Origin of the sequence: Spirillospora sp. NPDC052242 (assembly GCF_040679555.1) — a bacterium.
Taxonomy (GTDB): domain Bacteria; phylum Actinomycetota; class Actinomycetes; order Streptosporangiales; family Streptosporangiaceae; genus Spirillospora.
The window spans coordinates 111,810-126,254 of the sequence record NZ_JBFAUZ010000016.1 but is presented as its reverse complement, the minus strand read 5'-3'; the positions used below and the strand labels follow the sequence as shown (position 1 = coordinate 126,254).

General features: G+C 72.6%; 8 protein-coding genes. 1 reads left to right on the top strand and 7 read right to left on the bottom strand.

Annotated elements, in window-relative coordinates; translation table 11 throughout:
- Positions 1-302 precede the first annotated feature (302 nt).
- Positions 303-1,913, top strand: coding sequence for an alkaline phosphatase D family protein (locus AB0L25_RS15715; protein ID WP_500172482.1), 1,611 nt, complete (start codon positions 303-305; stop codon positions 1,911-1,913).
- A gap of 77 nt (positions 1,914-1,990) precedes the next feature.
- Here AB0L25_RS15715 and AB0L25_RS15710 read toward each other — a convergent pair whose 3' ends face one another.
- The 7 genes from AB0L25_RS15710 to AB0L25_RS15680 all read right to left on the bottom strand — a co-directional run bounded on the left by AB0L25_RS15710 (position 1,991) and on the right by AB0L25_RS15680 (position 14,373).
- Positions 1,991-3,430 (bottom strand): arabinose isomerase, encoded by a 1,440-nt coding sequence (locus AB0L25_RS15710; RefSeq protein ID WP_500172480.1) that lies wholly within the window; start codon positions 3,428-3,430, stop codon positions 1,991-1,993.
- Positions 3,427-7,188 carry a glycosyl hydrolase gene (locus AB0L25_RS15705; protein WP_500172478.1) on the bottom strand — a complete coding sequence of 1,254 codons (3,762 nt, stop codon included), beginning with the start codon at positions 7,186-7,188 and terminating at the stop codon, positions 3,427-3,429. The genes AB0L25_RS15710 and AB0L25_RS15705 overlap by 4 nt, the downstream gene beginning before the upstream one ends.
- Positions 7,185-8,012, bottom strand: coding sequence for a carbohydrate ABC transporter permease (locus tag AB0L25_RS15700; protein WP_500172476.1), 828 nt, complete (start codon positions 8,010-8,012; stop codon positions 7,185-7,187). The genes AB0L25_RS15705 and AB0L25_RS15700 overlap by 4 nt, the downstream gene beginning before the upstream one ends.
- A gap of 52 nt (positions 8,013-8,064) precedes the next feature.
- Positions 8,065-9,021: a carbohydrate ABC transporter permease gene (locus tag AB0L25_RS15695; protein WP_500172474.1), complete on the bottom strand. Its 957-nt coding sequence runs from the start codon at positions 9,019-9,021 to the stop codon at positions 8,065-8,067.
- A 3-nt stretch (positions 9,022-9,024) separates the two neighbouring features.
- Positions 9,025-10,305 carry an ABC transporter substrate-binding protein gene (locus AB0L25_RS15690; RefSeq protein WP_500172472.1) on the bottom strand — a complete coding sequence of 427 codons (1,281 nt, stop codon included), beginning with the start codon at positions 10,303-10,305 and terminating at the stop codon, positions 9,025-9,027.
- Positions 10,306-10,414: 109 nt separating this feature from the next.
- Positions 10,415-13,126, bottom strand: coding sequence for an alpha-L-rhamnosidase (locus AB0L25_RS15685; protein WP_500172470.1), 2,712 nt, complete (start codon positions 13,124-13,126; stop codon positions 10,415-10,417).
- 455 nt (positions 13,127-13,581) lie between these two features.
- Positions 13,582-14,373, bottom strand: coding sequence for a DeoR/GlpR family DNA-binding transcription regulator (locus AB0L25_RS15680; protein WP_500172468.1), 792 nt, complete (start codon positions 14,371-14,373; stop codon positions 13,582-13,584).
- Between the last annotated feature and the right edge of the window lie 72 nt (positions 14,374-14,445).

Here is a 14,445-nt window from a genome sequence, read left to right as displayed (position 1 = left end):
CACCCGGCTCGAAGGTCAAGCCCCGCGCGATGCCGTCCCGGCGGCGTCGCGGTTCCGCCGCTTCAGGACGTCCGGGACGCGGCGCCCGGGCGGCCGGTGAAGCGGTGCGGTCGTCACGGGGCGTGTGGGACCGGCGACTGATCCGTTCACGGCTTGTTCACATCTAGCACTGCGATGTTCGCAAAACAAGTCGTTAACTTTGTGGTCGTTCTGTCATACGATCAGCGCTGGCCGGTCGCCGTCCCTTCCCGTCCCCCGACGGAAGGGCCCCGTGCTCCACCCCCGAAGTGCAGGAGGTCCGAATGTCTTCGCATGCCGCCCCGTTGTCCCGGCGCAGGTTTCTCGGATGGGGCGGGGCCGGTGCGGCCACCGTCCTGCTCGGCACCGGCGCGCTGGGCGCGACCGCCGCGCACGCCTACACGCTGCGCAAGTCCGGATTGTTCACGCTGGGCGTCGCGTCCGGCGACCCGTCACCGGACGGCTTCGTGCTCTGGACCCGGCTGGCGCCCGAGCCGTTCGCCGCCGACGGCAAGGCCGGGATGCCCGACCGCCGGATCAAGGTGGAGTACGAGGTGGCGCGGGACGAACGGTTCCGGCAGATCGCACGGCGCGGTGAGGCCGTCGCCTCGCCGGAGCTCGGGCACTCGGTGCACCCGGAGATCTCCGGGCTCGCCCCCGGACGCGAGTACTTCTACCGCTTCCGCGCCGCCGGGGAGATCTCGCCCGTCGGCCGCACCCGCACCATGCCCGCCGCCAGGTCGATGCCGGACGAGCTGTCGTTCGGCGTCGCGTCCTGCCAGGCCTGGCAGGACGGGTACTTCACGGCCTTCGACCACATGGCCGACGAGGACTTCGACCTGATCCTCCATCTCGGCGACTACATCTACGAGTACGAGATCACCGGCAACAACCGGCGCGGGGTGAGCGTCCCGCCGCAGTTCGGCACGGAGACGTTCGACCTGGCCCGGTACCGCCTCCAGTACTCGCTGTACAAGTCCGAGGAGCCGCTGCAGAGGGCGCACGCGCAGTGCCCGTGGATCCACACCCTGGACGACCACGAGGTCGTGAACGACTGGGCCGACGACACGGTCATCATGGGTCGCGACCCCAACCCCGACCCGGCCGAGTTCGCCGCCCGTAAGGCCGCGGGCTTCCAGGCCTTCTACGAGAACCTGCCGCTGCGCCGCGCCCAGCTGCCGTCCGGGCCGGACATCCGGCTGCACCGCCGGCTGTCGTACGGCAGGCTCGCCGACCTCACGATGATCGACACACGCAGCCACCGCGACATCCAGGCCTGCTCGTACGGCAACGGGACGGGCCGCTCCAGCTCCTGCGACGAGCGTCTCGACGCCTCCCGCACCATCCTGGGCGCCGAACAGCGCCGCTGGCTGCTGGACGGCTTCGAGCGGTCGCGGGCCCGCTGGCAGATCCTCGGCAACCAGGTCCCGATGACCGAGACGGACTGGGACTCGGGTCCGGGCAAGGAACTGTGGGTCGACCCGTGGGACGGCTACGTGGCCGACCGCAACAAGGTGTTGTCGGCCGCGCACGAGCACGGCGTGCGGAACCTGGTCGTGCTCAGCGGCGACCGCCACCAGAACTACGCCGTGGACCTCAAGCGGGACTTCGACGAGCCCGGTTCGCCGACCGTCGCCACCGAGTTCGTCACGACGTCCGTCACCAGCGGCGGCGACGGCGCCGACATGGACGACCTCGGCCGCAGGTTCCTCGCCGCGAACCCGCACATGCGGTTTTACAACGCCCAGCGCGGCTACATCAGGGTGAACGTCGGCCGCGATCGCTGGCGCAGCGACTTCCGCGTGCTGCCGTACGTCACCAGGCCGGGCGCGCCGGTCTCCACCCGGGCGTCCTTCGTCGTCGAGGACCGTAACCCGGGGGTCCAGCCGGCCTGACCGGGCACGCCGGCGCGCGGCGAGCGTCCGTGGGCGGGAGGTGGGGGCCCGCCGGCCCCCGCCTCCGCCCCGTCGGCTCAGACCTCGCGGAAGGGGATGCCGAGGAGGTCCGCGGCGGCGCGGTAGTCGCCGGTGCGGTGCCCCAGGGACAGGGACCAGTGATGCCCGATGCCGGTGGCCGACCAGTCGTCGACCCATTCCCCGGGGTCGCGGCCGAAGTCCACGCGGCTGGTGGTGTTGCCGATCTCGAGCAGCGGCCCCGGCACGACGGTGCCCTCACTGGCGATGAACGCGAGGGTGCCGTCGCGGTCCTGGCCCACGCCGAGCAGCGTGACGGGGCCGTGGCGCACGTCGAACTCGACGGAGACCCCCCAGCCCCGCTTGCCGTGGTACACGCCCAGGCCGCGCAGCAGCGGGTCGCGGCTGGCGACGGCCAGGTGGGCCGGGCCGTCGTGACCCATCTCGACGACGCCGTCCTCGAAGTTGAGGGACTGGATCTCGCAGAACGAGCCACCGGCGCCGACGACCTGGGTGACGAGCTGGGCGACGGACGTGCGCAGCTCGTACTCGCCGGTCGCGGGCAGCCCGCGGGCGGTCAGCAGCGACGCGCCGAGGATCATCCCGGCGCCGAGGCGCTCGTGCAGCTCGCCGTCCAGGCCCCGGTGGTAGTAGGCCAGGCTGTCCAGCTCGAAGTCCTCGACCAGCCGGTCGAGCCCGACCGAGACGCGGGCGCCCCAGGCGAAGTCGTCGTCGTTCACGCTCGGGTCGAGCGTGAAGACCTGCCGTGCGAGGTCCATTCTGGCTGCGGCCTCGGCGTCGGTGACCTTCTCCACCCGCTGGCGCAGGTCGTCGAACTCCAGCACCTCGACGTGGCTGCCGAACGTGGCGGGCAGCAGGGTCAGGTCGGTGGAGACGTCGAGCATGCCGGGGTACAGGTGGCCCATGAGCCCGTGGCGGGCGTGGCGCAGCGCCGCGCGGATCTTCGCGGCCTGGATCCACCGCCCGATGCGCGCCCACGCCGACTCCTGGGAGAGGTGGCCGGACACCGAGCGGAAGGGGATGCCGGCCCGGCGGAACACGTTGCCGACCTCGGGGACCGCGCACTGCCCGCAGTAGGCCAGCCAGTCGCCGGTGTCGAACGTCGCGTGGTCCATCTTCTCGGTCGGCTGCAGGTCGATGACCAGCACCGGGGTGTTCGACCGCTGGGCGATCGGGAGCACCATCGAGCTGGTGAGGTACGTCGTGAGGAACATGACGATCAGGTCGCAGTCGGCCTGCCGCAACCGCTCGGCGGCGGCCGCGCCCTCCTGGGCGTCGGAGATGAACCCGACGTCGGTGACCTCGGCGTCCATGTCCCGGAACCGCTCCGAGACGCGGCGGGCCGATTCCCGCAGTTGCGGCAGCAGGCCGGGGAACTGGGGCCAGTACGTGCCCAGCCCTCCGGCCACCAGGCCGATGCGGGCCTTGCGGCGGACGACGGGCGGCAGCAGGGTGCGGTCGGTGATCGCCTCACTCATCGGGCTTCTCCTCGTTCGGTGCGCTTCGCGGGCCGGGAGGCCCGGGCCGCCGTTCTCGGTGACGAAGGACGTGCGGTCACCTTCTCGGTGACGCGGAGGACGACCGGGCCCAGCAGGCCGGTGGTCCGCTGGCCCGCGAAAACGAAGTGGGTGGGGCTGGTGTCGTCCAGGTACGGGGCGAGGGTGCCGTAGACGACGATGTCGATCTCGTTGCGACCCTCGCGCAGTGCGGTGCCCAGGTCGAAGACGTACGGGGCGCAGATCCGGACGCCCGCCGGGGTCCCGTTCACGGTGACCTCGGCGGTGCCCCGGACGCGGCCGAGGTCGAGTTCGGCCGGTCCGGGGGCGGCGTCCAGGTCGAGGGCGCGGCGGTAGCGGACGCCGCCGCTGTACCCGGCCAGGCCCGTGTCCTCCCAGTCGCCGAGTTCGATGACGCCGGGGCCGACCTCGAACCGGACGGGTCCGGCGAGCGCGGCGCCTTCCCGGTGCCCGGGGTCGGTGCGCAGGCGTATCTCCGCGGTCCCGGCGGGCCGGTGGTCGCCGGGCAGTTCGAGGTCGACGGCGCCGTCGGCCCAGGTGGGCCGCAGCGCGATGCCGTCCAGGACGACGCCGGTGACCTCGGCCCGCGCGGTGAACCGCATCCGGGTCGCGCCCGGGGGCACGGTGCAGCGCAGCCACTCGGTGCGCCGGCCCGCGCCCGGAACGGCGAAGCCGGTGGGCAGGACGGTGCCGCCGTCCTCCCGGTCGTCCAGCCAGCCGGCGGCGGGGAGGGGGTGCGGGCGCCGGTGCAGGTGCAGGGCCGCCGGGTCGCCGTGCTGGGCGCGCCCGGCGACGACCCGCACCGCGGCCCCCGCACGGGTCGCCCGCCAGCCGGAGCCGGAGACGACCGGGCCGTCCACCAGGACGCTCGCGGGCGTCCGGTCCTCGGTGAGGACGACGGTGAGCCGCGAGCCGGTCCCGCCGGGGAGCGTGTAGCGGCCGACCCGGGGGGTGTCCTGTTCGGCGTACGGTTCGAAGCCGCCCTGGCGGCCGATCTCCACGCCGTCGACCAGGACCCGGCACGCGGCGGCGGACGCCACCTGCAGGACGCCCGCGCGGCCGGCCGGCAGCCGCGCGGTGAACGCGACCTCCGCGCCGGGGCGCGGGTCGCCGGTCGCGGTCATCCATTCGGGACGCGCGCAGCCGTCGGGGTCGGTGGTGACGGACAGGTGGCCGCGCAGCCGCAGGTCCTCCTCCGGGACGAGCCGCACTTCCAGCGTGTACTCGCCGGCGGGGAGCCGTGCCTCGGAGACCGCCAGGTACCCGTGGTCGTCCACGGGAACGACCTCTCCGTCCAGGACGACGGTCTTCGCGGCCGGGGCCCCGATCACCAGGTGGCCGCCCGGGGACGGCACGGTCATGCGCGTTCGCACGACCACCGGCCGTCCCGCCCGGGCCGGGCCGAAGTCGAGGAACTCCTCGGGCACGTGCCCCTTGGGGCCGAGGACGGCTCGGTGGATCGGGTCCTTGTGGATGCCCCTGGTGTCGGAGTAGACGACCGGCCGCCACTCGTGGCCGGTGTCGGTCCAGACGGCGTGCGGGCCGAACGTCGCGTGGACCGGCTTCCAGTCCTCGGCGGACGGTTCCTCGCCGGCCCGGTGCGACAGCCGCCAGCTCTCCAGGACCGGCATCTCGCCGCGGGGCCGGGCGAAGTCGCCCCAGGTGTTGTCGAGCGTCGGCACCAGTTCCATGTCCCAGGCGGAGCCCAGGACGATCTCGCGGCCGGGGCGCTCGGACGGCGGCGGCGGGGCGCCGTCCCCGTCACCGGGGAAGATCAGCAGGGCGGCGGGGGCGTCGTCGAACGGGACGATCACGTCGACCGACGACGGCCCCTGGATCGTCGGGAGGGGCCGCGGTTCGCCGCCGAAGGGGCCGGCCAGGAAGGCCGGTCCCGTGACACCGTGGACCCGCACCCGCATGTCCCGGTGGTAGCGGCCGGGGTCGAAGTCGTAGGCGACGTCCAGCCAGCCCAGGTCGATGCCGCGCTCGTCGGGGCTGCCCACCGACACGCGGCTGGCCATCGACGCGCTCGCCGTCACGAACACGACCGTCGCGCCGTCCACCTCGCGCACCAGGGCGGGCACGGGGGCCTCCACCCGCCGCGCGTCCCGCAGGACGGGCGCGAGGGAGCCGGCGTCGGCGACGGTCTCGACCAGGGACGCCAGGCGGGCCACGGCCGCGTCGGCCTCGGGATCGCCGACGCCGAGCCGGGGCGGCGGGCCGATCGCGACGACCCGTCCACCGGCCTCGATCAGGTCGAGGAGGCGGCGCGCGGTGTCGCCTTCCAGCACCGTGCACGCCGGCAGCAGCACCGTCCCGTAGGACTCGCCGGCCACCGCCAGCCGCCCGTCGCCGACCACGGCGCGCTGCACGGAGTCGTCGTCCACGACGTCGGCGTCGATCCCCGCCCGGTCCAGGACGCCCGGAACCATCTGGAACCAGGCCATGTCGCCCACCAGTGCCCGGTAGGTCTCCTGGGCCTCGGCGGCGAAGGAGTCGACACCGTCCAGCCGCGATCCGGCCTGGGCGGTCGCCGTGGGGAACAGGACGGCCACGTCGCACACGTGCCGCCCCAGCGACAGGGCCGCGCACAGCCGCGTCACGGCCTCGGCGAAGACGCGGTGGTGCCGCCAGTAGGGCTGGCGCCAGTCCGTGGAGGGCGGCGCCCACTCCCACCAGCCGGCCTTGGTGGTGTAGTAGGACGCGTGCGGGTTGTAGAGCGTGGCGCCCGCGCGCAACCACGGAAGGAGCCAGTCGAAGGTCTCTTCCAGCGTTCCGCCCCACCCGCTGGAGTGGAACGCCTCGATCCACACCCGGTCGCGCCCGTACAGGTGGGCGAGGGACGAGTGCACCCGCGCGTCACCGTGATGGTCGGAACCGGGGGCGCCGAACCAGCGATGGGTGCGGGCATAGTCGGCGTAAAGCCGGACGCCGTCCACGGGGTGCCCGGCGCGCGCGGGATCCTGCTGGTCGCAGCCGTGCATGAGCCCGTGCCGCCGGTGCCATTCGGCCAGCGGGCGGAAGAACGCCTCCTCGGCCAGTTCTCCCCGGGTCAGGTGGTAGTCGCGACGAACCCGCTGGTCCGCCTCGTCCCCTCCCTTCCACAGGGACGGCAGGTGCGGCGCGAGGTCGTAGCCGCGGCGGGCGGCGAACTCCTCGGCGAACTCCCGCGTCCAGGTGGGGATCGACGGCAACTCGTCCTGGAAGGAGCCGACGATCGCGGTGCCGAGCCGATGCCCCAGCCGCCGCTCGTACTCGCCGTGGACGCGGTCCAGCAGAGCGGCGCACGCCTGCGCCGACAGGTAGTCGAAGCCGCGCGCGGAAACGCCGCCGTCCCGGTCGAGCCACTGCCCGGCGTACGCGGGGACGTCCCGGACCAGGCGGGCCTGCAGATCGGCGCCCGAGAACCCGAGCTGGTCGTAGAACCAGAGCGAGACGCCCAGCTCCAGGGCGTCCTCGCAGACGCCGTCGAGCAGCTCCCACCACGCGTCGGTGAAGAAGGCCGGCTCGTCGGCGTCCGCGCCGAACATCGGACCGGACGGCGCCAGGTTCAGGATCACGAGGTTGTACACCCCGCCGGAGGCGAACCGCTCGAGCTGGTCGCGCAGGCGCCGCCGGTCCAGCTTCTCGCCGCTCCACCACCAGATCGGCGCGGGGGAGTGGCTGCGCGGCGGCGCGTCCAGCACCGCCCGCAGCCGCCGCGGGATCGCGGCGCTCATCCTTTCAGCCCGCTGGCGAAGCCCTTGATGACGTACTTCTGCAGCACCAGGAACACCACCAGGATCGGCAGCGAGGCCAGCACGAGCCCCGCGAACACCAGCCCGTTGTCGGAGACGTACTGGCCGACGAACGCGAAGATCCGCACCGGCACCGTCTCGCGCGTGGAGCCGCCCAGGTACAGCAGCGGCGTCAGCAGGTCGTTCCAGATGAACACCGCGTTGAGGATCAGCACCGTGCCGGTGATCGGCCGCAGCAGCGGGAACACCACCTGGGTGAACGCGCGGAAGTGGCCGGCGCCGTCGATCAGGGCCGCGTTGGCGTAGTCGGACGGCAGCGCCCGGACGAACCCCGTGTACAGGAAGATCGTGAAGGGCAGCTGGATGCCGGTGTAGAAGATGATGATCCCGGGATAGCCGCCGAGCAGCCCGGCCGCGTCCACCATCTTGAACAGCGGGATCATCCCGAGCTGGAACGGCAGCACGATGCCCAGCAGGAACAGCATGTACATCCCGTAGCCCAGCCGCGTCACCTGCCTCGACAGGTGGTAGGCGGCCAGCGAGCCGATCGCGATCAGCGCGATCAGGCTCACCACCGTGATGACCGTGCTGTTCATCAGCGCGGGGCCGATCTCGGCGCGCGTCCAGGCGTTGGCGTAGTTGTCCAGGTTGGGACTGGACGGCGGCGCCAGCGGCGACTCGGCGATCTGCCGAGGGTCCTTGAACGACATCGTGATCAGCGCGTACACCGGGAACAGGAAGGCCACGGCGGCGGCGATCATCACCAGCTCCAGGCCGAAGGTGCGCAGCCCGTACCTGGGGTTCATGCTGTGTCCTTTCCGAGGGCGGCCCCCCAGGCCGTCCGAACGGGTCCGCCGCTCATGCCGAGACCTCCCGGCCGCGCAGGTAGTAGATCTGCACCATCGACACCGCGGCGACGAACAGGGCGAGCACCAGCGCGATCGCGGTGCTGTAGCCGTAGTTGCCGAACACGAACGCCTGCTTGTACAGCACCGTGGACAGCGTCTCGCTGGCGTACCCCGGGCCGCCGTTCGTCGCGGCGTACACCTGGTCGAACAGCTTTAGGCCGCCGATGGTCGACAGCATCAGGTTGATGGTGACGGCGGGCGCCAGCAGCGGCCAGGTGACGTGCCGGAACCGCTGCCACCGCCCCGCGCCGTCGATCATCGCCGCCTCGTGCAGCTCCTCCGGGACGCCCTCCAGCCCGGCCAGGAAGATGACCATCGAGTAGCCGGCGAACTGCCAGATCACCATGCCGGCCACCGACCACAGCGCCAGCCCGGGGTCGCCGAGCCAGTCCTGCCGGAGCCCGCCGAGGCCGACCGCGCCGAGGATGCCGTTGATACCGGCCTCGGGCGCGGGGTTGTAGATGTACTTCCACAGGAACGCCACCATCACCGGGCTGACCACGGCCGGAGCGAAGAAGATCACCCGGAGCACCGACCGCGACTTGATCCTGGTGTGCACGCCGAGCGCGAGCACCAGCCCGATGCCGTTCTGCACGAACACGATCGCCACGGTCAGCAGCAGCGTGTTGACCAGGGACCCGCGCGCCGCCTCGTCATCGAACAGCCGGGAGAAGTTGTCCAGGCCGATGAAGTTGCGCTCGCCCAGGCCGTTCCAGTCGGTGAAGGCGTACACCGTGCCCGCGACGGCCGGGTACAGCACCACCAGCGCGTACACGGCCAGGGCGGGGGCGGCGAACCACCACGGCGGGGACAGGAACCGGCCGCCGCGCCGCCGCCGCCGGGCGGGCGGGGCCTTCGCGGTGCCGGTCTCCTTCGCGGCGGGGGCGGAACCGAGGGTGGAGGTCACGACTCAGGACTTCTTCCGGTAGGTCTCGTCCAGCTTGGCCAGCGCCTTCGGGACGGTGGTGCGCCCGCCCAGCAGTTCCTGGACGACGGCGAAGTGCGCGGGCTGGACCTCGGCGTTGGGCCAGGCCTGGTCCATGAACGGCACGGCCTTGCCGCCGTCGACGAACGGCAGGAACGACTCCAGCGCGGGGTCGATCTTGGAGGTGCCGTCCCGGGTCAGCGGGACGCAGGCCACGGCCTCGGCCCAGGTGTTCATGTTCTTCTGCTCGCCGAGGAACTCCACGAACGCCTTGGCCTCGTCGAGGTTCTTGCTGCGCGCGCTGACGCCCAGGCCGACCACCACGCCGGCGGGGATCCAGCACTGCTTCTCGTCGTCGGCGCCCGGCACCGGGAACATGCCCAGGTCGTCCGGGCCGGCGGCCTGCTTGCGGAAGTCCGGCAGCACCGCCGACACCTGGATCGCCATCCCGGCCTCGCCGGTGGCGACCATCGCCGTCTGCTGCTCGAAGGTGGTGCCGTTGGGGTTGTCGTTGAAGAACCCGCGCTTCTGCAGCTCCAGGTACATCTCGAACGCCTGCGCCCAGCCGGAGCCCGCGAAGTCGGCCGTTCCCGCCTTCATCTGCTCGTCGAACCGCGGGTTCTTCGCGTAGACGGTGGACGGCACCAGCGCGTAGGTGATCAGCTGGGTGACCCACTGGGTCTGCGCGCCCAGCGCGATCGGCACCTTGCCCTTGGCCTTGATCTTCTCGCAGACGTCCAGGAACCCGCTCCACGTCGTGGGCGGCTCCACCCCGGCGTCCTGGAACACCTTCTTGTTGTAGACGGCGCCGATGACGCTCGATCCGGCGGAGTAGACGAAGGTCTTGCCGTCGTTCTGGAAGGCGGGCTTGAGCGTCTCCGGGATCCGCTTGGTCCACGCCTGGTCGCTGAGGTCGGCGAGCAGCCCGGCCTGGGAGATCTGCACCATGCTCATCGCCGAGCCGTTGCCGGGGAACACCACGTGCACGTCCGGGGCGTTGCCCGCGCCGAGCCGGGTGCGCACCGAGGTCTGCACCTGGTCGGTCGGCGCGAACGAGGTGTTGAACTCGCTCGCGGTGTAGGCCTTGACGAGCGCCTCCAGGGCCTTCTGCTGGTCGGCGACGCCGACGAGCTGGAGCGTTCCGGCGCCGCCGCCCGAGCCCGAGGTCCCGCCGCAGGCCGCCAGCGCGCCCATGGCGGCGACCCCGCCGGTCAGCCCGAGGAAGCCGCGGCGGCTGAGAGAAGCTGTCCGAAGCGACGATGTCATGAGTCCTCCTCGAACCCCGCGGCCCTGTGCCGCGAGGGATCCGGCGGCCCGCGCGGGCCGCCGCAGGTGCCGCGGCCGGTGGCCGCGGCGGCCGTTCCCGCCGAGTCGGCTAGGGGACGGCGCTCGCCGGGACGTCCGCGGTGAAGCGGTAGTCACCCGAGGTCACCCGGCACAGGAGCGTTCCAGGCCCGGTGCCGAGGACCGTGACCCCGGCGGCGTCGGCCACCGGCGTCCCGCCCTCGCGCACGCTCGCGGGATCACCGGTGGGCACGTGGACGGTCGCGGTCGCGCCGGGCGGCACGCCCACCTCCAGCCGCAGTTCGCCGCCCGTCCGGCTCCAGGCGGCGCGGACGGTGCCGCGGACCGACTCGTAGGAGGCCCGGGCCCACTCCAGCCCGCCCGGACGGGGACGTATCAGCAGCTCGCGGTAGCCGGTGGAGCCCGGCGCCTGAGCCAGCCCGGCGACGCCCTGGTAGAGCCATTCGCCGACCGATCCCAGCGCGTAGTGATTGAACGAGTTCATGGCGGGGGCCTGGAACCCGCGCTCCGGCGTGTAGCCGTCCCAGCGCTCCCAGACTGTGGTCGCGCCGTGCCGCAGCGGGTACAGCCAGGACGGCGGGTCGGTGCGGCGCAGCAGCGCGTGCGCGAGGTCGGGACGGCCGATGCCGTCCAGCACGGGGGCCAGCAGCCCGACGCCGAGGAAACCGGTGCGGGGGCCGGGGCCGGCGGCCTCCACCAGCGCGGCCAGGCGTGCGGCGGCGCCCGGCACCAGCTCCTCGGGCAGCAGGTCGAACGCCAGCGCCAGCAGGTAGCCGGTCTGGGTGTCGCCTTCGATCGCGCCGTCGGCGGAGACGAAACGCTCGTTGAACGTCTTGCGGATGTGCGCGGCGAGCGTCCGGTACTTCGCGGCGACGTCGTCCCGGCCCAGCACGCCGGCCGCGCGGGCCGTGATGTCGGTGCTGCGGGCGAAGTAGGCGGTGGCCACCACCTCGCGCGGCGTGGGGGTCGGCGCGAGCCAGTCGGCGAAGTGCGGGCCCACGCGGTTCCGCCACACCAGGTCGGGGTTGTGACGGTGGACGAAGTCGACCCAGGCGCACATCGCGTCGAGGTTGCGCTCCAGGAACCGCTCGTCCCCGTACGTCCGGTACAGGTGCCAGGGGACCAGGACGCCCGCGTCGCCCCAGCCGGGCGCGCCCTGGTCCGCCACCCCGGCCAGCCGCGGCGCCACGTTGGTGAAGCAGCCGTCGGACGACTGGGCGCCGCGCACCTCGCGCAGCCAGCCCTCGAAGAACGCGGCGACATCGGCGTTCAGGCACGCGGTCGGCAGGAACACCTGCGCGTCGGCGAGCCAGCCGAGCCGCTCGTCCCGCTGGGGGCAGTCGGTCGGGACGGCGACGAAGTTGGAGCGCTGCCCCCAGCCGATGTTGGCGTGCAGCCGCTCGATGTCGGGATCGGAGCAGGCGAAGTCGCCCGTCCAGGGTGTGTCGTTGTGCAGGACGACGCCGGTGATGTCGGCGCTCGGCAGCGCGGCGAGCCCGGTCACCTCGGCGTAGCGGAAGCCGTGGTAGGTGAAGCGCGGCTCGAAGACGACCTCGCCGCCGCCCCCGCCGCCGACGAGGACGTCGGTCGCGTCCGCGGTGCGCAGGTTGTCGGTGTAGAGGGCGCCCTCCTCGTCCAGGACCTCGCCGTGCCGGATCACGACGCGGGCACCGGCGGGGAGGTCGCGGACGGTGAGCCGCACCCGGCCCGCGAAGTTCTGCCCGAAGTCGACCAGATGGCGGTCGCCGCCGACACGGGTGACGGCGCGGGGCGCCAGTTCCCGGACGGCGCGGACGGGCGGCGCGACCGACGCGGTGAGCAGGCCGTGGTCGGTGCCGGTGACCAGGGCGGGCGGCCAGTCCTCACCGGCGAAGCCCGGACGGTCCCAGCCGGGGGTCTCGCGGCGCAGGTCGAGGCACTCGCCCTTCAGCAGGTCGGCGTACCTCAGCGGCGAGCGGTGGGTCCGCCATGTCGCGTCGGTGCCGATGACCTCGTGGCGGCCGTCGGCGTGGTCCAGGTGCAGCTCGGCCAGCAACTGCGGGAAGCTTCCGTAGTGGGCGCCGAGACGGCGCGGATCGAACCCGACGAAACCGCTCCACCAGCCGTCGGCGAGGGTGGCGGCCAGGACGTTCTCGCCCGCGCCCACCAGCTCGGTGACGTCGTAGGTCTGGTAGTCGATGCGGTCGCGGTAGTCGGTCCAGCCCGGCGCGAGCTCGTGGTCGCCGACGCGCCGGCCGTTGATCCGCATCTCGTAGAGGCCGCGCGCGGTGATGTAGAGGCGGGCGCGGACGGGCGGCGCGTCCGGCGCGTCGAAGCGGCGGCGCAGCCGGACGGCGGGGGAGAGGCCGTGGTCGGCGAGCGCCAGCTCGCCCTCCTCGGGCGCGTCCACGACGTCGAGGGCGGCCGGGTCGTGGGCGATCCAGGACGCCCGCCAGTCCGCCGCGCCGAACCGGCCGGTCTCGAACCAGGAGGACGCCTCGGCGCGCGCGCCGTCCGCGGCCGTCACGGTCACCTGCCAGCGGTACCGCGTGCGCGGCTCCAGCGGCGGGCCCGCGTAGCGGACGCTCACGGCGGCCGGGTCGTCGAGCTCGCCGGTCTCCCAGACCGCCGTGCCGTCCTCGTGCCGGACGAGGACGCGGCAGGAGGCGGGCATGTCGCCCCGGCGGGCGGAGGCGAGGCGCCACGACAGCAGCGGGGAGCGTTCGTCGATCCCCAGCGGCTCGGCCAGGTGCTCGCAGCGGAGGCCGTAAGGAGTGAGAGCCTCGGTGGAATGGCCGGTCATGCCGCCGTCCTCGATCCTGCATCAAGTTCTTGGTATTTAACATCAAGAAGTGTGAGGTTGAGCGTAGAGATGCGGCTGATAGGTGTCAAGACATCACTTACGTACCGTTCCGAGCGCGTGACCTGGGTGTCCGGGAAGGGGTGCCCGCGCCCGCTCCCGGCGTGACCCGACGCCGTGTTGCTGGTCAGATCCACACTGGTCAGGACCGACGGTCACGGCCGCATGCCCGAGCCCGCCCCCGACGTGCGCGCGGCCGCCGACCTGGAGCGGTACATAGTGATGCGATAACAACAAGATCATGTGTTATGTGTGCCGCGCCGATCACCGTTCGCAGGCATGCACGCTCGTCCGCCATGCGCGGTGGATCACCTTGAGCCGGACGGCGGACGGCCGCGCGGCGTGTCCCTGTCATGACGAATCGGAGACCTGCGGCGCCGGTGGCGCCGTCCCCGCCCCTACCTGGTGACGGCCACCTCGTAGGCGACCTTGTGCTCGTCCAGCTCGCGCAGTGCCTCGGCGTCCGCGCCGTCGTCGACGATGACGCTGTCGAACACCGACAGCGGCGCGACCCGGTGCAGCGCGACGCGGCCGAGCTTGGAATGGTCGATCAGCAGGACGTTGCGCTGCGCGGACTCCAGCATGGCCCGCTTGACCGACACGATGTGCTGCTCCTGGTGGTAGGTGAACCCGGCGGACACGGCCGAGGTCGACACGAAGCAGAGGTCGACGTTCAGCGCGCTGATCGCGTCCACGCAGGAGACCCCGAGGAAGGAGTCGTGCAGCGCGTCGTACTCCCCGCCCAGCGCCACCAGCCTGATGTCGCGCTCGCGGGCCAGCAGGTTGGTGGTCTCCAGGAAGTTGGTGATCACGGTCAGCGGGGTGACGCCGCCCAGTCTGCGGGCCAGCGCCAGCGTGGTGGTGGAGTCGTCGAGCATCACCGACATGCCCGGCTCCACCAGCGCGGCGGCCTTGGCGGCGATCGCGTTCTTGGCCGCCTGCATGGACTTCATCCGATAGGCGACGTTGCTCTCGAACACCCCCGACGGCTGCGCGGTCACGCCGCCCCGGTACTTGCGGACGATGCCCTGCCGCTCCAGCTCGTCCAAGTCGCGGTGGACCGTCATCAGGCTCACGCCGAAGCGGTCGGCCAGGTCGCCGGCACCGGCCGAACCCACCGACAGCACGTGGTCGGCGATCGCCCGCCGCCGCGCCTCGGGCCCGCGGCGACCGCTGTTGTCCTTGGTCATGCTGCGATCCTCTCGTGGCCGCGCACTCCAGGACGGGTGACCGGCTGCACCGAACGGCAATATGCCACGCGA

Coding starts and splice junctions, on each gene's coding strand:
- AB0L25_RS15715 (WP_500172482.1), top strand. CDS start 303: ATGTCTTCGCATGCCGCCCCGTTGTCCCGGCGCAGGTTTCTCGGATGG.
- AB0L25_RS15710 (WP_500172480.1), bottom strand. CDS start 3,430: ATGAGTGAGGCGATCACCGACCGCACCCTGCTGCCGCCCGTCGTCCGC.
- AB0L25_RS15705 (WP_500172478.1), bottom strand. CDS start 7,188: ATGAGCGCCGCGATCCCGCGGCGGCTGCGGGCGGTGCTGGACGCGCCG.
- AB0L25_RS15700 (WP_500172476.1), bottom strand. CDS start 8,012: ATGAACCCCAGGTACGGGCTGCGCACCTTCGGCCTGGAGCTGGTGATG.
- AB0L25_RS15690 (WP_500172472.1), bottom strand. CDS start 10,305: ATGACATCGTCGCTTCGGACAGCTTCTCTCAGCCGCCGCGGCTTCCTC.
- AB0L25_RS15685 (WP_500172470.1), bottom strand. CDS start 13,126: ATGACCGGCCATTCCACCGAGGCTCTCACTCCTTACGGCCTCCGCTGC.
- AB0L25_RS15680 (WP_500172468.1), bottom strand. CDS start 14,373: ATGACCAAGGACAACAGCGGTCGCCGCGGGCCCGAGGCGCGGCGGCGG.